This is a genomic window from Pseudomonas schmalbachii, assembly GCF_017589465.1.
In the GTDB taxonomy this organism is placed as follows: domain Bacteria; phylum Pseudomonadota; class Gammaproteobacteria; order Pseudomonadales; family Pseudomonadaceae; genus Pseudomonas; species Pseudomonas schmalbachii.
Genome location: NZ_JAELYA010000005.1, coordinates 253,753 through 272,009, shown reverse-complemented (window position 1 = coordinate 272,009; position 18,257 = coordinate 253,753). Strand labels below are relative to the sequence as shown.

The following is an 18,257-nucleotide window of genomic DNA, read 5'->3' as shown; positions in this document are numbered from 1 at the left end:
TCTAACGAAAAGATATGTTATGTTATAACGACAAATAGCCAACACTATCCAGCCGACAGGTTTTCACCTCTGTCGGCCGCCCCGTCTCGCCCATTTTTCAAACCTGCGTTTTCCGCGGGACGGGGAAGTCTTGCCTGCCAGAAATCAAGGAGCTGTCCATGCCTTCACCCCTTCTCCACCGCCCACAGTGGGCCCTCACGCCGCTGGCCCTGGTGCTGCTCGGCAGCCTGCCGGCCTTCGCCGCCGACGACAGGCCGAGCGAACTGGCGCCGCAGGTCATCACCGGCAATCCGCTGGGCAGCGACTCTCCGGCCGCTCCCAGCAGCGTCCTGCAGGGCGACGAGCTGACGCTGCGCCAGCAGGGCAGCCTGGGCGAAACCCTCAACGGCTTGCCGGGCGTGTCCTCGACCTGGTTCGGCCCCGGCGCCAGCCGGCCGATCATCCGCGGCATGGATGGCGACCGCATCCGCGTGCTGCGCAATGGCGTCGGCGCGCTGGATGCCTCATCGCTGTCCTATGACCACGCCGTGCCGGAAGATCCGAACGCCGTGGAGCGCATCGAGGTAGTCCGTGGCCCGGCCGCCCTGCTCTACGGCGGCAACGCCATCGGCGGCGTGGTCAACAGTTTCGACAACCGCATCCCCAGCGAAGCGGTGGATGGCCTGCATGGTCGCGGCGAACTGCGCTACGGCGGCGCCGACACCACTCGCGCCGCCGCGGGTGCGCTGGAGGCCGGCGACGGCCGTTTCGCCCTGCACCTGGACGCCGGCTCCCGCGAATTCAACGACCTGCGTATCCCTGGCTACGCCCACTCCGCCCGTCAGCGGGAAATAGACGGAGATACCCGCAAGCACCGCGTGGCCAACAGCGACGGCCGCCAGGACAACGGCGCCGTTGGTGGCAGCTACCACTGGGATCACGGCTACGCCGGGCTTTCCTACAGCGGCTACGACAGCAACTACGGCTCACCCGCCGAGGACGACGTGCGCCTGAAGATGCATCAGGACCGCTACGCCTTCGCCTCGGAAATCCGCGATCTGGACGGCCTCTTCACCTCGCTGAAGTTCGATGCGGCCTACACCGAGTACCAGCACAAGGAACTCGAAGGCGGCGAGACCGGCACCACCTTCAAGAACGACGGCTACGAAGGCCGCGTCGAAGCCCGCCATCGCCCGCTCGGCCCGCTGGAGGGCGTGATCGGCGCGCAGATCGGCAACAGCCGCTTCTCCGCCCTCGGCGAGGAAGCCTTCGTGCCGCATACCGAAACCGACAGCTCGGCACTCTTCGTTCTGGAGGAATGGAAAGCCACCGACCGTCTGGACCTGAGTTTCGGCGGCCGTCTGGAGCACAGCCAGATCGATCCGGACGCCAAGGGCAACGAACGTTTCGCCGAGAACGACCGCTCGCGCAGCTTCACCGCCGGCAGCCTGTCCAGCGGCGCGGTGTACCGGCTGACGCCAGTCTGGTCGCTGGCCGCCACCCTCAGCTACACCGAGCGCGCACCGACCTTCTACGAGCTGTACGCCAACGGCCCGCACGCGGCGACCGGCACCTTCGAAGTGGGCGATGCCGATGCGGACAAGGAAAAGGCGGTCTCCAGCGACCTCGCCCTGCGCTTCGATAATGGCGTGCATAAAGGCAGCGTCGGCCTGTTCTACAGCCGCTTCTCCAACTACATCGGCCTGCTCGCCAGCGGCCGCTACCGCGACGAGGAAGGCGAAGTGGTGGATGCCGACAGCGAGGATGCGCTGCCGGAATTCCTCTACAGCGGGGTGCGAGCGGAGTTCTATGGGGTGGAAGCGCAGGACCGCATCCACCTGCTGCAGAGTCCGTATGGCAACTTCGACCTGGAGCTCTCCGGCGACTACACCCGGGCGAAGAACAGGGACAGCGGCGAGCCCCTGCCGCGCATCGCCCCGCTGCGCCTGAACAGCGCGCTGATCTGGGAACTGCAGCAATGGCAGGCGCGACTTGAGGTGGAACACGCCGCCTCGCAGCACCGCGTGCCGGACGAGGAACTGCCCACCGACAGCTACACCACCCTCGGCGCCAGCCTGGGCTACCGCTTCGCGCTTGGCGACAGCGACTGGCTGGCTTTCGTCAAGGGTGACAACCTGACCGACCAGACCGTGCGCTACGCCAGCTCGATCCTGCGCGACAGCGTGCCGGCGGCGGGACGCAGCATCGAGGCGGGGGTGAAGGTGGCGTTTTGAGGAAATGCCGGGTCAACCGGCAACGTAGGGCGGGTGAAACCCGCCACACATCCGCAATGGCGGGTTGCACCCGCCCTACGGAGCGGCGAAGGCCGCTACCCTCGCCGCAACGACTTGGGCGTCAGGCCGAGATAACGGCGCATCGCCGTGGTCAGCGCGCTCTGGCTGGAGAAGCCGCACTCGCCGGCGACCCGCACCAGCGGCAGGTCGCTTTCGCGCAGCAGGCGCGCGGCGCTGTCCAGGCGCAGCTTGAGCAGGTACTGGTGCGGCGTGAGGCCGACCGAGTCCTTGAACTGCGCGTGGAAATGGCTGGGGCTGAGGCAGGCCACCTGGGCCAGCTCGGCGACGGTGATGCGCCGCGCCAGGTTGTCGAGAATGTGCGCATCGATGCGCTCCATGTCCAGCGGGCCGCTGGGCAACGGCATCTGCTCGCCGAACAGGCGCAGGTGCAGGGCACGGATCAGCACGCCGCCGAGGGCGCGCGCCAGCAGCGGATCGTTGCCGTAGCGGGCGATCTCGGCGCCGGCGTAGCTGAGCAGGTTCTGGAAATCGGCATCCAGCGTCGGGTAGCGCGGCGCCTCGAACAGGCGCGCGAGCAGGTCGCGGTCCTCGGCGCCGGTTCCGCCCTCGTCGAGGTCGATGATCAGCATGCGGTTGTCGCCGACCCCGACGAAGGCATGCCCGGCATCGCCCGGCACCAGGCAGGCGCGCATGCGGCACACCTCTCCGCCTCGCCCGTCCACCTCGAACTCGGCGCGCCCGGCCAGCGACATCACCAACTGGTGGTGGTCGTGGGCATGGGTATGCGACTGGTCCGGCAGGTGGGCAAGGCGAGTGTCGAACATTGGCGGCAGGGCTGTTCAAATTTTGCGCACTTTACCCGACTTCAACCGCCCTGCCCAGCATCCACGGAGCCCTGGGACAGGCGTCCCAGGCCCGGAAGCATGCCGATACCGATGAGCCACCTGCAGGGATTGAAACCCGCCGCCGCCTTCCCCATCTAGACTTTCAGGTTCAATCAGTCAGGTGCCTCATGAGCGACCAAGACGAGATTCACGATATCCACAGCGCCGAAGAAGTCAGCAACACCGGCCTGGCTCTGCCGGGGCAGAGCCTGCCCAGCACGGTCTATGTCATCCCGATCCACAACCGTCCGTTCTTCCCGGCACAGGTCCTGCCGGTGATCGTCAATGAAGAACCGTGGGCGGAAACCCTGGAACTGGTGGCCAAGACCGACCATCACTGCCTGGCGCTGTTCTTCATGGACAACCCGCCGGACGATCCGCGCCACTTCGATCCCTCCAGCCTGCCCGAACACGGCACGCTGGTGCGCGTGCACCATGCCAGCCGCGAAGGCGGCACGCTGCAGTTCGTCGCCCAGGGCCTCGCGCGGGTGCGCATCCGCAGCTGGCTGAAGCGCCACCGGCCGCCGTTCCTGGTCGAGGTGGATTACCCGCACACCGCCATCGACAGCAGCGACGAGGTCAAGGCCTACGGCATGGCGCTGATCAATGCGATCAAGGAACTGCTGCCGCTCAACCCGCTGTACAGCGAAGAGCTGAAGAACTACCTGAATCGCTTCAATCCCAACGATCCGTCGCCGCTGACCGACTTCGCCGCCGCGCTGACCACCGCGCCCGGCTCGGAGCTGCAGGAAGTGCTGGATTGCGTGCCGATCCTCAAACGCATGGAGCGGGTGCTGCCGCTGCTGCGCAAGGAAGTCGAGGTCGCGCGCCTGCAGAAGGAGCTGTCCGCCGAGGTCAATCGCAAGATCGGCGAACGCCAGCGCGAATTCTTCCTCCAGGAACAGCTGAAGATCATCCAGCAGGAACTGGGCATCACCAAGGACGACAAGAGCGCCGACGCCGACGAGTTCCGCGCCCGCCTGGAAGGCAAGACCTTGCCGGAGCAGGCGCGGAAGCGTATCGACGAGGAGCTGAACAAGCTGTCGATACTGGAAACCGGCTCACCGGAATACGCCGTCACCCGCAATTACCTGGACTGGGCCACATCGGTGCCGTGGGGCGTGCTGGGCAAGGACAAGCTCGACCTCAAGCACGCGCGCAAGGTGCTGGACAAGCATCACGCCGGCCTGGATGACGTGAAGGACCGCATTCTCGAATTCCTCGCCGTGGGCGCCTTCAAGGGCGAGATCGCCGGCTCCATCGTGCTGCTGGTCGGCCCGCCCGGGGTGGGCAAGACCAGCATCGGCAAGTCCATCGCCGAAAGTCTCGGCCGGCCGTTCTACCGCTTCAGCGTCGGCGGCATGCGCGACGAGGCGGAGATCAAGGGCCACCGCCGCACCTACATCGGCGCCCTGCCCGGCAAGCTGGTGCAGGCGCTGAAGGACGTGGAAGTGATGAACCCGGTGATCATGCTCGACGAGATCGACAAGCTCGGCAGCAGCTACCAGGGCGACCCGGCGTCGGCGCTGCTGGAAACCCTCGATCCGGAGCAGAACGTCGAGTTCCTCGACCACTACCTGGACCTGCGCCTGGACCTGTCCAAGGTGCTGTTCGTCTGCACCGCCAACACCCTGGACGCGATCCCCGGCCCGCTGCTCGACCGCATGGAGGTGATCCGCCTGTCCGGCTACATCGCCGAAGAGAAGCTGGCCATCGCCAAGCGCCACCTGTGGCCGAAGCAGCTGGAAAAGGCCGGCGTGCCGAAGCAGCGCCTGTCGATCAACGATGCCGCGCTGAAAGCGGTGATCGAGGGTTACGCCCGCGAGGCCGGCGTACGTCAGTTGGAGAAGCAGCTCGGCAAACTGGTGCGCAAGTCGGTGGTGAAACTGCTGGAAGATCCGGAGATGAATCTGAAGATTGGCGCCAAGGATCTGGAAGGCTACCTGGGCATGCCGGTATTCCGCACCGAACAGGTGCTCAGCGGCGTCGGCGTAATCACCGGCCTGGCCTGGACCAGCATGGGCGGCGCCACCCTGCCGATCGAGGCGACGCGCATCCATACGCTGAATCGCGGTTTCAAGCTCACCGGCCAGCTCGGCGAGGTGATGAAGGAATCGGCGGAAATCGCCTACAGCTACGTCAGCTCGCACCTGAAGAAGTACGGTGGCGATCCGACCTTCTTCGACCAGGCCTTCGTCCACCTGCACGTACCGGAAGGCGCCACGCCGAAGGACGGCCCCAGCGCCGGCGTCACCATGGCCAGCGCCCTGCTCTCCCTGGCGCGCAACCAGGCGCCGAAGAAGGGCGTGGCGATGACTGGCGAGCTGACCCTGACCGGGCAGGTACTGCCAATCGGCGGGGTACGCGAGAAGGTGATCGCAGCGCGGCGGCAGAAGATCTTCGAGCTGATCCTGCCGGAACCCAACCGCGGCGACTTCGAGGAGCTGCCGGACTACCTCAAGGAAGACCTGACCGTGCACTTCGCCCGGCGCTTCTCCGATGTGGCGAAGGTGCTGTTCCCGGCCTAGTGCCACCTGCCGTTCCCGCTTCCGCAACGGGACAGGGAACGGCAGGCACCTGGTTTTAGAGAGGCGGCTTGCAGGTTATTCTGGCCGCCTGTCCCAGCCACCAGGATTCGTCATGTCGCCATTTCGCCAGCTCTTGCCCCTCTCCGCATTGCTGCTTGCCGGCTGCGCCGGACAACCCTCGCCAGTGGTGAGCCTGGAGGATGCGCACGACTGCAAGCCGCTCAGGCTCGTGCAAGGCCAGGAACTGGTGCTCATGCTGCCGAGCAATCCCACCACCGGCTTCCGCTGGGAGATGCGCGACGGCGCCAGTTCCGTGCTGCGCAGCCTCGGCCCGGAGGTGTACAGCAATCCGGAAGACTCCGGGTTGATCGGTTCCGCGGGCCAGTCCACCTGGCGTTTCCGGGTCGTGCAGCAGGGCGAAGGGCATCTGCAGCTCGCCTATCAGCGCCCCTGGGAAAAGGAAGTTCCACCGGCGCAAGTCTTCGACTGTCCGATCAGCGCCCGCTGAATCCAGCGCAAACGCAAGCGCCCCGTGGCCCCTGGCGATACCCCGACTCGACCTTGCGGACGACCGGTGCCCGGCAAGGCGTGAAGATTCCGTTACGCCCCCAGGCGGCTTACAGAAAAGTCCTGCAAGCCGCCCTGCCATCGACTATATGAAATACTGAACAATCGAATGGAGGCGGCTCATGCGTGCAGTAGTTCGTGTTACGTTGTTGCTAGTCGCCTACATGACGATTTCGGCCTGCGGCAGCCTCCTGCCGAGCGAGCGCGCCGAGGTGCAGTCGCCCTTTCTCGACTATCAGGACGCGGAGAATCGCTTCAAGCAGGTAAGTCCTGGCAGTACCACTCGCTCCCAACTTTACGCCCTCGGCTTCGACCCCCTGGCCCAGGGCAACGCCAAGATGCTTTCGTTCATCGACGTGCGCCTGCTTTTCGTGCAGCCGAACATTCCGATCGATTACCTGCCCGACGGGCTGGTGCAATGCCTGCAGGCCAAGGACCGCTGCATAGGCTATGCCTTCGACTTCAGCAAGACCGACAGCCAGCGCGTCGGCAGCTTCTGGGCGGACATCTTCAACTTCCGCAAGCGGCGTGAGGTTCAGGGCTGGTCGTTCCGCTCGGTATTCGTACTGATCGACGATGTGGTGGTGCACAAGGTCAGCAACGGCGAGCCGAACATCCGCAAGGTCGAGGACAAGAAGAATCCGCTCGGTCCGCTGCAGGGTGCGGGAGAGTTCTTCTCCGACCAGCTGAAGTAGCCCGTCGCCTGGAGGTTGGGTCGGCCCCGCACGTCGGCTACAATGCCCCGCCCCTGCGGGTCGACGGGGGGCGTCATGTTTTCGCGCCAGCCTGCTCGTCCCGCCCAACGCCTGCTCCACCGTACCGAGGCCACATCGCGTGAGCGAGCCAGACCGCATCTTTTCCCAGCCGCAGCCGCACATCCCCGACTTCACCTTCAACGAGGACGTGGTGCGCGTTTTCCCGGACATGATCAAGCGCTCCGCTCCGGGCTATCCGACCATCGTCGAGAACATCGGCCTGCTCGGCGCCCGCTTCGCCCAGCCGGACAGCGTGCTCTACGACCTCGGCTGCTCCCTCGGTGCGGTGACCCAGGCCCTGCGCCGCCATGTGAAGACCGAAAGGTGCCGGGTAATCGGCGTCGATAATTCCAGCGCGATGATCCAGCGCTGCCGCGAATACATGCTCGCCCAGGACTCGATGTACCAGGAACTGCTGCCGGTGGAGCTGCAGGAAGCCGACATCCTCGAACTCGACTTCCAGCCCTGCTCGCTGGTGGCGATGAACTTCACCCTGCAGTTCATCGCCCCGGAGCAGCGGCTCGACCTGCTGCGGCGGATTCGCCAGAGCCTGCTGCCGGGCGGCGCACTGGTCCTCTCGGAAAAGCTCTGCTTCGCCGATCCCGAAGAACATGCCCTGCTCACCGACCTGCATATCGACTTCAAGCGCGCCAACGGCTACAGCGACCTGGAAATCGCCCAGAAGCGCACCGCCATCGAGAACGTCATGCGCCCGGATACCTTCGAGACCCACCGCGAGCGCCTGCTCGCCGCCGGCTTCTCCAAGGTGGTGCTGTGGTTCCAGTGTCTCAACTTCTCCTCGATGATCGCCCTGCCATGATCGAACGTTTCGCCCTCGCCAGCCTGCAGCGCGAGCTGGCCGGCACGCCCCTGCAAGCCTGGAGCGAGTCCCTCGCCGCGCAACTGCAAGCCAAGGTCGAGGACGGCCATGGCGACCTCGAACGCTGGCTGGCGGCCGTGGACCGCCTGCCGCAACTGGCTCCCGCCGCCGCCGAACTGGAGCGCTACTTCGCCCTGGAAGGCGAATGCGACGAAGCGACCCGCGAGCAGCTGAAGACCGCGCTGCAGGGGCTGATCCCCTGGCGCAAGGGGCCGTTCGACGTGTTCGGCGTGCATATCGATACCGAATGGCGCTCGGACTGGAAATGGCAACGCGTCGCGCCGCATATCGACCTGGCCGGCAAACGCGTGCTGGATGTCGGCTGCGGTAACGGCTACTACCAGTGGCGCATGCTCGGCGCCGGCGCGCGCAGCGTGGTCGGTGTCGATCCGAACTGGCTGTTCTTCTGCCAGTTCCTCGCCATGAAGCGCTACCTGCCCGACCTGCCGGCCTGGCACCTGCCGCTGACGCTGGAAGAGCTTCCGGAGAAGCTGGAAGGCTTCGACACGGTGTTTTCCATGGGCGTGCTCTACCACCGCCGCTCGCCGATCGACCATCTGCTGGCGCTGAAGGACTGCCTGCGCCGGGGCGGCGAGGTGATGCTGGAAACGCTGGTGGTGGAAGGCGACGTCAACACCGTGCTGGTGCCGGAAGACCGCTATGCGCAGATGCGCAACGTCTGGTTCCTGCCCTCGGTGCCCGCTCTGGAGCTATGGCTGCGCCGCGCCGGTTTCGCCGACGTGCGCTGCGTGGATATCAGCCGGACCACGGTGGAGGAACAACGCGCCACCGACTGGATGCGCTATCAGTCGCTGCCGGACTTCCTCGATCCGAACGACTGCAGCCGCACCATCGAAGGCCTGCCCGCGCCGCTGCGCGCCACGCTGGTAGCGCGCAAGCCCTGACAAGGCTACCGGTATGCGTAGGGTGGATAACGCGCAGCTTATCCACCAAATGCAGCGCAATCACGGTGGGCACGGTGGAAATGCTTCGCGATTTCCACCCTACTCGCTGCTGCTGAGACACCGTAGGTTGGCGCTGAGCTTGCGAAGCCCAACGCCATCGATGTTGGGCTTCACTGCGTTCAGCACCAACCTACGCTCAGATCAACGGCGGTGGGCCGCCGCGATCATCAGCGCCTTCATCTCCGCCACCGCCTGCTTGAGGCCGACGAATACGGCATGGGCGATCAGCGCGTGGCCGATGTTCAGCTCGTTCACCCCGGGGATCGCCGCCACCGCCTCGACGTTGTGGTAGTGCAGGCCATGGCCGGCATTGATGATCAGGCCACGGGCCAGGCCGAACTCGACGCCATCGCGAATGCGCGCCAGTTCCAGGGCGACTTCCGCCGGGGTATGGGCATCGGCGTAGCGACCGGTGTGCAGCTCGATGGCGGGCGCGCCGACCCGGGCCGAAGCCTCGATCTGGCGTTCGTCGGTATCGATGAACAGGGAAACCTCGCAGCCGATCGCGCTCAGGCGCTGCACCGCCTCGTGGATGCGTTTTTCCTGGCCGGCGACGTCCAGCCCGCCTTCGGTGGTCAGTTCCTCGCGGCGCTCCGGCACCAGGCAGACGTGGGCGGGACGGATGCTCTCGGCGAAGGCGAGCATTTCCTCGGTCACGCCCATTTCGAAGTTCATCCGCGTCTGCAGGACTTCCTGGAGGACTCGTACGTCGCGTTCCTGGATATGCCGGCGATCTTCACGCAGGTGCACGGTGATGCCGTCGGCGCCGGCTTCCTCGGCGTCCAGGGCCGCCTTCACCGGATCGGGATAGCGCGTGCCGCGCGCCTGGCGCAGGGTGGCTACGTGGTCGATGTTGACGCCGAGCAGAATTCGGTTGGCTTCAGTCACGAGTGGGTTCCTTGCGATTCATGAAGAGCTCGCGGCTGACCAGCGGTCGGCCGCCAAGATGAGGAGCGAGCGCCTGGCGCATCAGGCGCTTGGCCGCAGCCAGGGCCCCGGGGGCGCTCCAGTCCGCCTGGGACATCGCCAGCAGGTCGGCGCCATGGAAGATGCCCGGCTGCAGGTCGGCCACCGGTTCGAGTCCGGCGTCCGGCAGCAGGCGATACAGTCCGTCCGGCGCCACGGACTGGCCGACGATATCCGTATCCAGGGAAAAACCATAGCCCAACTCGTCCAGCAACCGCCATTCGAATGCACGCAGCAACGGCTCCAGAGGGCGACCGGCGGCCAGCAGCGGCAGGGTCGCGCGGTAGTGTTCGAAAAGTTCGGGATGCGGGTCTTCGGCAGGCAGCAGGCGGATCAGCAGCTCATTCAGGTACAGGCCGCTGAACAGCGCATCGGCCGCCAGCAGGTTGGGAATTCCGGCAGCTTCCAGGCGACCGACGGTCTTCAGCTCGCTGCGCCCGCGAAACTCCGCCTCCAGCGGGATGAACGGTCGCGCGACCGCCCCGGCCTTGCCCCGCGCCCCGCGCAATACGGCGCGCAAGCGACCCTCCGGCGTAAGGAAGTCCACCAGCGCGCTGGTTTCCTTGTACGGACGGCTGTGCAGGACGAAAGCTGGACGGGGAACAGGGGCGAAGCTCATGCGTCGGACCCGAAGGATGCGCCAGGCAAGGCGCGGAGGACGCCGGGCCCGCCAGCATGGCGGCGGGCCGGCATGCGGATCAGAGGTCGCCGTAGCCGAGCGAACGCAGCGCGCGCTCGTCGTCGGACCAGCCGCCCTTCACCTTGACCCAGAGGTTGAGCATGACCTTGGAGTCGAACAGCACTTCCATGTCCTTGCGTGCGTTCTGGCCGATGCTTTTGATGCGCTCGCCCTTCTCGCCGATGATGATTTTCTTCTGCCCGTCGCGCTCCACCAGGATCAGCGCGTGGATATGCAGGATGCGGCCTTCCTGCTTGAACTCTTCGATTTCCACGGTGATCTGGTACGGCAGTTCGGCACCGAGCTGGCGCATGATCTTCTCGCGCACCAGTTCGGCGGCGAGGAAGCGGCTGCTGCGGTCGGTGATCTGGTCTTCCGGGAAGAAATGTTCGCTTTCCGGCAGGCGCTCGGCGACCAGCCCTTCGAGGATCTCGAGGTTCTGCCCGTGCTGGGCGGAGATCGGCACCACTTCGGCGTTCGGCAGCTGTTCGGCGAGCCATTGCAGGTGCGGCAGCAGATCGCCCTTCTCTTCCAGACGATCGACCTTGTTCACCGCGATCAGTACCGGGCAGTCCACATGGCGAACGCGGTCGAGAACCATCTGGTCCTCGTCGGTCCAGCGCGTGCGGTCGACGACGAAGATCACCACGTCGACATCCTTCAGCGCGGCGCTGGCGGAGCGGTTCATGTAGCGGTTGAGCGCCTTGTCGTTGTCCTTGTGCAGACCGGGAGTATCGACGTACACCGCCTGGATCGCCCCCTCGGTCTTGATCCCGAGCAGGGTGTGGCGCGTGGTCTGCGGCTTGCGCGAGGTGATCGCCAGCTTCTGTCCGAGGATGTGGTTCAGCAAGGTCGACTTGCCCACGTTCGGGCGGCCCACGATGGCGACGTAGCCGCAGCGGCTGACGTCATTGGTTTCGGCGTTTTCACTCATGGGCATTCTCCACGCCCAGGGCCACCAGCGCGGCCGCGGCGGCCACCTGCTCGGCGATACGGCGACTACCGCCATGCCCATGGGTCTTGTCATTCAGCAGGGCGACTTCGCATTCGACGTAGAACGTCCGGCAATGCGGTTCGCCCTGGATATCCACCACGTCGTAGCGCGGCAGCTCGCAGGCGCGCGACTGCAGGTACTCCTGCAGGCGGGTCTTCGGGTCCTTGTTGGTGTCCACCGGTGTCAGCTCGTTCAGCTGCGGGCCGAGCCAGGCAAGGATGCGCTCGCGGGCCGAGTCCATGCCGGTATCCAGGTAGATGGCGCCGATCAGCGCCTCCATGGCATCGGCGAGGATCGATTCGCGGCGGAAACCGCCGCTCTTCAGCTCCCCCGAACCCAGTCGCAGGTATTCGCCCAGTTCGAAACCGCGCGCCAGCAGGGCCAGGGTCTCGCCCTTGACCAGCCGCGCACGCAACCGTGACAGCTGGCCTTCGCGCGCCTGGGGGAAGTGGACGAACAGCGCTTCGCCGATGATGAAATTGAGAATGGCATCGCCGAGAAACTCCAGGCGCTCGTTGTTGCGCCCGGCGTAGCTGCGATGGGTCAGGGCCAGGACCATCAGGTCCTGATCCTTGAACGTGTAGCCGAGCTTGCGCTCAAGTCTATCCAGGGTATTACTCACGGCATTCGTACACGGAATTCTTTGTCAAAGTGGACCACCAGATCGACATTCTCGATCAGTGGCTCGCGTTTTTCGTACTTCAGATGGGCGTGGAACTCGTTGTCCTGCTGCTTCACATCCAGCGCCTCCTGGAGGTTCAGGTCGCGGATGTTGTTGATCTGCAGCGCCTTGCCCACATAAGAGTAGAACTCGGGAACGCTGCGCACCTCAGCGGCCTTGTCGGTCTCCACGGAAGTGATCGCCTTCTCGATGGAGTAGTAGTCCAGATAGTGCGGGATGATCTTGAACGCGGTACTGGCGAGGAACGCCACAATGGCGAGAACCACCAGCCAACCCAGCAGAGACATTCCCTTCTGCGAACGTGCGTACTTCATAGCGACCTCATGTCGATGATTTCTTCAGCCCGTCGCCGACGGGCCTCCAGTGCAAACGGGGCTGCCCGCTCTCGGCGTGCAGCCCCGTTCGGTTCTAGCACCGTACGCAGCATCCGGTACCGAACGAACTCACAAATCAGTGAATCACGCCGACTCGCGAGAAGTTTGGCAGGTTTTGCATCTTCGGATCGGCCCAGCTCATCCATACCGCGAAAGCCTTGCCGACGATGTTGCGGTCCGGGACCATGCCAAGCAGCTCTTTCGGGATCTTCGGATCGTTCCAGTAGCGGCTGTCGTTGGAGTTGTCGCGGTTGTCGCCCATCATGAAGTAGTGACCAGCCGGAACCGCCCACTCCTTGCCCGGATCGATACGGTAGCGGGTCATTTCCTTGCGGATCATGTGCTCGGCGGCGCCCAGCTTCTCCTTGTACAGCGTGACGCTGCCCAGGGTGCCCGGCTCTTCGCCCAGCAGTTGCTCAGCAACCGGCTGGCCATTGATGTACAGGCGCTTGTCGCTGGTATAGCGGACCTTGTCGCCCGGAACGCCGACTACGCGCTTGATGTAATTGATGTTCGGCTCGCTCGGGTAGCGGAACACCATCACGTCGCCGCGTTGCGGATCGCCGACCGGGATCACCTTGGTGTCCAGCACCGGCAGGCGAATGCCGTAGGCGAACTTGTTGACCAGGATGAAGTCGCCGACTTCCAGCGTGGGCTTCATCGAGCCGGACGGGATCTGGAACGGCTCGACCAGGAACGAACGCAGCACCAGCACGATGAACAGTACCGGGAAGAACGACTTGCCATACTCGACGAGCACGGGCTCCTTGTTCAGCTTGTCCAGCACTTCCGGATCGGGCTCGCCAACCGAGCCCTGATAGGCGGAAATGGCCGCCCGACGGCGCGGCGCGAACAGCACGAGATCGACCAGGGCGAGAGCGCCGCACACGGCTACGGCGATCACCAGCAACAGCGGAAAATTCAGCGTCATAGGTTCTAACTGTCCACTTTGAGCACAGCGAGGAAGGCTTCCTGCGGAATTTCCACGCTGCCGACCTGCTTCATCCTTTTCTTACCGGCCTTCTGCTTCTCCAGCAGCTTGCGCTTACGGCTCACGTCACCGCCGTAGCACTTGGCCAGCACGTTCTTCCTGAGTGCCTTGACCGTCGAACGAGCGATGATCTGCCCGCCGATGGCTGCCTGAATCGCGACGTCGAACATCTGCCGCGGGATCAGTTCCTTCATCTTCTCCACCAGTGCACGCCCTTTGTAGGGGGCGTTGTCGCGGTGGACGATCAGGGCGAGGGCATCCACTTTCTCGCCGTTGATCAGCACGTCGAGGCGGACCAGGTTGGCCGGCTCGAAGCGGTCGAAGCTGTAATCCAGCGAGGCATAGCCACGGCTGGTGGACTTCAGGCGATCGAAGAAGTCCAGCACCACTTCGTTCATCGGCAGGTCGTAGATCACCTGGACCTGGCCGCTGAGGAAGTGCATGTCACGCTGCACGCCGCGCTTCTCGATGCACAGCGTGATGACGTTGCCCAGGTGTTCCTGGGGCACGAGGATGGTGGCCCGGCAGATCGGTTCGCGCATCTCGTCGATCGACGACAGGTCCGGCAGTTTCGACGGGTTGTCGACGTAGATGATCTCGCCGTTCTTCTGCACGATCTCGAAGACCACGGTCGGCGCGGTGGTGATCAGGTCCAGGTCGTACTCGCGCTCCAGGCGCTCCTGGATGATCTCCATGTGCAGCATGCCGAGGAAGCCGCAACGGAAGCCGAAGCCCAGCGCCTCGGAGCTTTCCGGCTCGAACTGCAGCGAGGAGTCGTTCAGCGTGAGCTTCTGCAGGGCTTCGCGGAAGTCCTCGAAGTCATCGGAGCTGACCGGGAACAGGCCGGCATAGACCTGCGGCTTGACGCGCTTGAAGCCCGGCAGCACATCCACGTCGGGAGTGCTGCTGAGGGTCAGGGTGTCGCCCACCGGCGCGCCGTGGATGTCCTTGATGCCAGCGATGATGAAACCCACTTCGCCGGCCTTGAGATCAGCCATCTCGGTGTGCTTCGGAGTGAATACGCCGACGCTGTCCACCTGGTGGATCTTGCCGGTGGATTTCACCAGGATCTTGTCGCCCTTCTTCACCCGGCCGTGCTTGACCCGCACCAGCGAGACCACGCCCAGGTAGTTGTCGAACCAGGAGTCGATGATCAGCGCCTGCAGCGGCGCGTCGATCTCGCCTTCCGGCGACGGAATGGTGGCCACCAGGCGCTCCAGCACCTCGTCCACGCCCATGCCGCTCTTCGCGCTGCACGCTACGGCATCGGTGGCGTCGATGCCGATGATGCTCTCGATCTCGTCCTTCACCTTGTCCGGATCGGCCTGCGGCAGGTCCATCTTGTTCAGCACCGGCATCACTTCCAGGCCCTGCTCGATGGCGGTGTAGCAGTTGGCCACGGATTGCGCCTCGACGCCCTGCCCCGCATCCACCACCAGCAGCGCGCCTTCGCAGGCGGCCAGGGAACGGCTGACTTCGTAGGTGAAGTCGACGTGGCCGGGGGTATCGATGAAGTTCAACTGATAGGTTTTGCCGTCCTTCGCCTTGTAATGCAGGGTGACACTGTGCGCCTTGATGGTGATCCCACGCTCACGCTCAAGATCCATGGAGTCGAGGACCTGCGCTTCCATCTCGCGGTCGGAAAGACCACCGCACATCTGGATGAAGCGGTCGGCCAGGGTCGACTTGCCATGGTCGATATGGGCGATGATGGAGAAATTGCGGATATGACTCAGGTCACTCACGGATTGGCACGCTCGGAAGGCTGAAGGCGGTGATCCGCCGAAAAATAGCCGGGGAGTTTACCTGAATCCGCTACGTGCCGCCACGCCTGAGACCGGCCGGGCGGAAACGAGAAAGGGCGGTCGAAACCGCCCTTTTGCGCCAACTGCCGTGTTAGCCGGGCAGTTTGAAGGTGATGAAGCTGGCGCGCCCCTGACGCAGTACGCGCATGGACACCGAACGGTCCTTCGGCAGCGCCTTGGCGACCTCGGTGAAGGTCTTGGCGGAGTCGATCGCGCGATTGTTCAGGTGGGTGATCACGTCGCCAGGACGCAGGCCGATCATCGCCGCCGGACCATCCTGGACGTCCTTGATCACTACACCACCGGTGATGTCGAGGGATTTGCGCTGCTCGGCGGTCAGGTCGGCGACCGTCACGCCCATGCGATTGCTGCTGCGCTCCGCACCCTGCCCCTCGATGGCGGCAACTTCGGCGTCTTCGTCCGGCAGGCTGCCAACGGCCATGCTCAGAGTCTTGCGCGAGCCGTCGCGGATCACTTCCATGGAAGCCTTGTCGCCCGGTTTCATGTTACCCACCAGATGCGGCAGGTCCGCCGATTCGTTGATGCTCTGGCCGTTCAGACTGAGGATCACGTCGCCGACCTGCAGGCCACCCTTGGCCGCCGGGCCACCGTCCACCAGTTGAGCGACCAGTGCGCCGGACGGCTTGTCCAGGCCGAAGGATTCAGCCAGGTCCTTGTTGACCTCCTGGATCACCACGCCCAGCCAGCCGCGATTGACCTTGCCCTCTTTCTTCAGCTGGTCGGCCACGTTCATCGCCACATCGATCGGAATGGCGAAGGACAGGCCCATGAAGCCGCCGGAACGGGTGAAGATCTGCGAGTTGATACCGATCACCTCGCCATCCAGGTTGAGCAGCGGGCCGCCGGAGTTGCCGGGGTTGATCGCCACGTCGGTCTGGATGAACGGTACATAGTTCTCGTTCGGCAGGCTGCGACCCTTGGCGCTGACGATACCGGCCGTCACCGAGTGGTCGAAGCCGAAGGGCGAGCCGATGGCCAGCACCCATTCGCCAACCTTGAGCTTGTTGGAGTCGCCGAGTTTCAGGGTCGGCAGGTTCTTCGCCTCGATCTTCAGCAGCGCCACGTCGCTGCGCGGATCGGCACCGACCAGCTTGGCCTTGTGCTCGCTGCGATCGGAAAGACGCACGAGGATTTCGTCGGAGTCGGCCACCACGTGATTGTTGGTCAGCACGTAGCCATCGTCGGAGATGATGAAACCAGAGCCCAGCGACTGAGCCTCACGCTGGCGGCCACGGGGAGCGCCGCGCTGGTCGCGGGGAATACTGCGCTCGAGGAAATCGCGGAACATCGGCGGCAGGCCTTCGAGGTCGGGAATCGACAGCTGCCCTCCCCCCATCGACTGATCCGACACTTTCTGCGTGGTGCTGATGTTCACGACCGCCGGCGAGGCCTTTTCGACCAGAGGGGTAAAATCCGGCAATTCTGCGCGAGCGACGGCTGTCAGGCTCATGGCAACCATGGCCATCAGCGCAGCCATACTGCGTTTCAGGGTGTGCATGGACTACTGCTCCCGTTATGCGAAGGGAAGAGTTGACGTGGATGAGACCATCAGGTCTCCGCGATCAGCGCTCGCAGCACTACCGGCTGCAGCGCCGGATCATCCGAGTGGCGCCGGGAATGGCGGCGCACGAATGACCAGGATGCCAAAAAGCCAGCAATCCCGGCCAGAACGACCAAAGGTTCACTTAGCCCGCATTGCGACGTCAATAGGGCCGCCGCGAACAATCCGAGCAGGGGAAGCAGATAGAACTGGAGGGCACTCTTGAGCAGGAGGTCCTCACGAATACCGAAGACCACGCTATCGCCGACCGACAGTTGCAGGCCGGTCAACGCACGCACCCGGCCGCGCCGGGCACCGATTCCGAGCATGCCGAGCAGCCCCTGGCCGCAGCCGGCATTCATCGAACATCCGGAGCAGGTGCTCTGGCGAACCGTTTCGACCCAGACCGCACCTTTCTCGAGAGCCACAACGCGCCCCCGCTCTTCGATCACTTGGGGGCGCCTCCCTGGGGACGCATGGACAGGGCGACTCGCTCGGCCGTACCGCTGGGAATCTCCCCGACCACCGTGACCATCATCCCGCCGTCATCGGTGGCGAGATGCTTGGAAACCACGGAGGTTGGCCCCAGTTGCGTACGAATCTCATCGACGCGCGAACCACGCAGCGGCTCGAGGAATACGGAGAAGCGCGCCAGGCCGTCATCGAACGACAGGCACAGCACCTGCTCATCCGACACCGGACTATGCCACTTGTAGGAGTGATCGAGAGAGAAGCCCGGCGGCACCCACTCCGAATGCCAGTTCGCCTGCACCGTTTCCAGCGTGCTTTCGCGCACCGCCTTGCAGTTGCCGGAAGGCTGGAATTGCGCATCCTCGGGCCGGGACACATCCATCCGGGTGAACTGCAGGCGCTCCAGCAACTGCCCCTTCTCGTTCAGCAGCAGCGACTTGAGCGGCAGAGCGGTTTCCTTGTCGAGATACAACTCGAAACCATAACGATGCTGATCGCGCGGCTTCACCGACAGCACCACGACAGGCCGGTCGGCAATACGCGACTCGCCCGCCACGCGCAGGTCATACCAGGACTTCAGCTCATCCGCATTGAACTTGCGAGAAGGCCATAGCTGGCCATCGGCGAACTGCTCGGCCAGGCCGCCGCCCAGGCATTGCGCGGTATCGTTCTTGCGGATGACTTCCTGGCGCGGTCCGTCCAGCTGCAGCAGACGCTCCAGCACCGCGCCGTCATTTTGGACCCGGTGCCAGACTTCATGAGTGGAGAAAACGCCATTGCGCTCGTATATGAAGGTTCCCTGGTAACTCTGCTGGCGATCCACTTCAGCGAGCCGCTTGATCCAGTCCAGCGCGTCGGCAGCCTGTGCGGGTATCGCCAACAGGCCGCCGAGAAGAAACAACAGGGATGTGCCGCGCATAG

Annotated in this window: 17 protein-coding genes; 6 read left to right on the top strand and 11 right to left on the bottom strand. The window is 64.4% G+C overall.

Annotated elements, in window-relative coordinates; translation table 11 throughout:
* Nucleotides 1–158 precede the first annotated feature (158 nt).
* On the top strand, nucleotides 159–2,213 hold the full coding sequence (locus JFY56_RS14845) for a TonB-dependent receptor (RefSeq protein WP_208314607.1): 2,055 nt from the start codon (nucleotides 159–161) through the stop codon (nucleotides 2,211–2,213).
* Nucleotides 2,214–2,308: 95 nt separating this feature from the next.
* Here JFY56_RS14845 and JFY56_RS14840 read toward each other — a convergent pair whose 3' ends face one another.
* Nucleotides 2,309–3,058, bottom strand: coding sequence for an AraC family transcriptional regulator (locus JFY56_RS14840; RefSeq protein ID WP_208314606.1), 750 nt, complete (start codon nucleotides 3,056–3,058; stop codon nucleotides 2,309–2,311).
* A gap of 188 nt (nucleotides 3,059–3,246) precedes the next feature.
* Here JFY56_RS14840 and lon point away from each other — a divergent pair, with 188 nt between their 5' ends.
* The 5 genes from lon (at nucleotide 3,247) to cmoB (ending at nucleotide 8,753) form a co-directional block, all read left to right on the top strand.
* Nucleotides 3,247–5,646 carry an endopeptidase La gene (lon, locus tag JFY56_RS14835; protein WP_208314605.1) on the top strand — a complete coding sequence of 800 codons (2,400 nt, stop codon included), beginning with the start codon at nucleotides 3,247–3,249 and terminating at the stop codon, nucleotides 5,644–5,646.
* A gap of 112 nt (nucleotides 5,647–5,758) precedes the next feature.
* Nucleotides 5,759–6,154: a protease inhibitor I42 family protein gene (locus JFY56_RS14830; RefSeq protein ID WP_208314604.1), complete on the top strand. Its 396-nt coding sequence runs from the start codon at nucleotides 5,759–5,761 to the stop codon at nucleotides 6,152–6,154.
* A gap of 181 nt (nucleotides 6,155–6,335) precedes the next feature.
* Nucleotides 6,336–6,908, top strand: coding sequence for a hypothetical protein (locus tag JFY56_RS14825; RefSeq protein WP_208314603.1), 573 nt, complete (start codon nucleotides 6,336–6,338; stop codon nucleotides 6,906–6,908).
* 139 nt (nucleotides 6,909–7,047) lie between these two features.
* Nucleotides 7,048–7,788 (top strand): carboxy-S-adenosyl-L-methionine synthase CmoA, encoded by a 741-nt coding sequence (gene cmoA, locus JFY56_RS14820; RefSeq protein WP_208314602.1) that lies wholly within the window; start codon nucleotides 7,048–7,050, stop codon nucleotides 7,786–7,788.
* On the top strand, nucleotides 7,785–8,753 hold the full coding sequence (gene cmoB, locus JFY56_RS14815) for a tRNA 5-methoxyuridine(34)/uridine 5-oxyacetic acid(34) synthase CmoB (protein WP_208314601.1): 969 nt from the start codon (nucleotides 7,785–7,787) through the stop codon (nucleotides 8,751–8,753). The genes cmoA and cmoB overlap by 4 nt, the downstream gene beginning before the upstream one ends.
* A 201-nt stretch (nucleotides 8,754–8,954) precedes the next feature.
* Here cmoB and pdxJ read toward each other — a convergent pair whose 3' ends face one another.
* From pdxJ to JFY56_RS14765, 10 genes are all read right to left on the bottom strand, one after another.
* Nucleotides 8,955–9,701 carry a pyridoxine 5'-phosphate synthase gene (gene pdxJ, locus JFY56_RS14810; RefSeq protein WP_208314600.1) on the bottom strand — a complete coding sequence of 249 codons (747 nt, stop codon included), beginning with the start codon at nucleotides 9,699–9,701 and terminating at the stop codon, nucleotides 8,955–8,957.
* Nucleotides 9,694–10,398 carry a DNA repair protein RecO gene (gene recO / locus JFY56_RS14805; protein ID WP_208314599.1) on the bottom strand — a complete coding sequence of 235 codons (705 nt, stop codon included), beginning with the start codon at nucleotides 10,396–10,398 and terminating at the stop codon, nucleotides 9,694–9,696. The genes pdxJ and recO overlap by 8 nt, the downstream gene beginning before the upstream one ends.
* A gap of 79 nt (nucleotides 10,399–10,477) precedes the next feature.
* Nucleotides 10,478–11,392, bottom strand: coding sequence for a GTPase Era (era, locus tag JFY56_RS14800; protein WP_208314598.1), 915 nt, complete (start codon nucleotides 11,390–11,392; stop codon nucleotides 10,478–10,480).
* Nucleotides 11,385–12,074, bottom strand: a complete 690-nt coding sequence (gene rnc / locus JFY56_RS14795) for a ribonuclease III (RefSeq protein ID WP_208314597.1) — start codon at nucleotides 12,072–12,074, stop codon at nucleotides 11,385–11,387. Before rnc ends, era begins: the two co-directional genes overlap by 8 nt.
* Nucleotides 12,071–12,448, bottom strand: coding sequence for a DUF4845 domain-containing protein (locus JFY56_RS14790; protein WP_208314596.1), 378 nt, complete (start codon nucleotides 12,446–12,448; stop codon nucleotides 12,071–12,073). Before JFY56_RS14790 ends, rnc begins: the two co-directional genes overlap by 4 nt.
* A 136-nt stretch (nucleotides 12,449–12,584) precedes the next feature.
* Nucleotides 12,585–13,439: a signal peptidase I gene (gene lepB, locus JFY56_RS14785; protein WP_208314595.1), complete on the bottom strand. Its 855-nt coding sequence runs from the start codon at nucleotides 13,437–13,439 to the stop codon at nucleotides 12,585–12,587.
* Between the two features lie 5 nt (nucleotides 13,440–13,444).
* Nucleotides 13,445–15,244 (bottom strand): translation elongation factor 4, encoded by a 1,800-nt coding sequence (lepA, locus tag JFY56_RS14780; protein ID WP_208314594.1) that lies wholly within the window; start codon nucleotides 15,242–15,244, stop codon nucleotides 13,445–13,447.
* 151 nt (nucleotides 15,245–15,395) lie between these two features.
* Nucleotides 15,396–16,823 (bottom strand): DegQ family serine endoprotease, encoded by a 1,428-nt coding sequence (locus JFY56_RS14775; RefSeq protein WP_208314593.1) that lies wholly within the window; start codon nucleotides 16,821–16,823, stop codon nucleotides 15,396–15,398.
* 50 nt (nucleotides 16,824–16,873) lie between these two features.
* A complete protein-coding gene (locus JFY56_RS14770) occupies nucleotides 16,874–17,317 on the bottom strand; it encodes a SoxR reducing system RseC family protein (protein WP_208314592.1) in 444 nt (147 codons plus the stop codon).
* Nucleotides 17,314–18,255, bottom strand: coding sequence for a MucB/RseB C-terminal domain-containing protein (locus JFY56_RS14765; RefSeq protein ID WP_208314591.1), 942 nt, complete (start codon nucleotides 18,253–18,255; stop codon nucleotides 17,314–17,316). The genes JFY56_RS14770 and JFY56_RS14765 overlap by 4 nt, the downstream gene beginning before the upstream one ends.
* Nucleotides 18,256–18,257: the final 2 nt, after the last annotated feature.

Bases quoted from the DNA above. Each gene is read 5' to 3' on its own strand.
- JFY56_RS14845 (WP_208314607.1), top strand. From the start codon at position 159: ATGCCTTCACCCCTTCTCCACCGCCCACAGTGGGCCCTCACGCCGCTG.
- JFY56_RS14840 (WP_208314606.1), bottom strand. From the start codon at position 3,058: ATGTTCGACACTCGCCTTGCCCACCTGCCGGACCAGTCGCATACCCAT.
- lon (WP_208314605.1), top strand. From the start codon at position 3,247: ATGAGCGACCAAGACGAGATTCACGATATCCACAGCGCCGAAGAAGTC.
- JFY56_RS14830 (WP_208314604.1), top strand. From the start codon at position 5,759: ATGTCGCCATTTCGCCAGCTCTTGCCCCTCTCCGCATTGCTGCTTGCC.
- JFY56_RS14825 (WP_208314603.1), top strand. From the start codon at position 6,336: ATGCGTGCAGTAGTTCGTGTTACGTTGTTGCTAGTCGCCTACATGACG.
- cmoB (WP_208314601.1), top strand. From the start codon at position 7,785: ATGATCGAACGTTTCGCCCTCGCCAGCCTGCAGCGCGAGCTGGCCGGC.
- recO (WP_208314599.1), bottom strand. From the start codon at position 10,398: ATGAGCTTCGCCCCTGTTCCCCGTCCAGCTTTCGTCCTGCACAGCCGT.
- era (WP_208314598.1), bottom strand. From the start codon at position 11,392: ATGAGTGAAAACGCCGAAACCAATGACGTCAGCCGCTGCGGCTACGTC.
- JFY56_RS14790 (WP_208314596.1), bottom strand. From the start codon at position 12,448: ATGAAGTACGCACGTTCGCAGAAGGGAATGTCTCTGCTGGGTTGGCTG.
- lepB (WP_208314595.1), bottom strand. From the start codon at position 13,439: ATGACGCTGAATTTTCCGCTGTTGCTGGTGATCGCCGTAGCCGTGTGC.
- JFY56_RS14775 (WP_208314593.1), bottom strand. From the start codon at position 16,823: ATGCACACCCTGAAACGCAGTATGGCTGCGCTGATGGCCATGGTTGCC.
- JFY56_RS14765 (WP_208314591.1), bottom strand. From the start codon at position 18,255: ATGCGCGGCACATCCCTGTTGTTTCTTCTCGGCGGCCTGTTGGCGATA.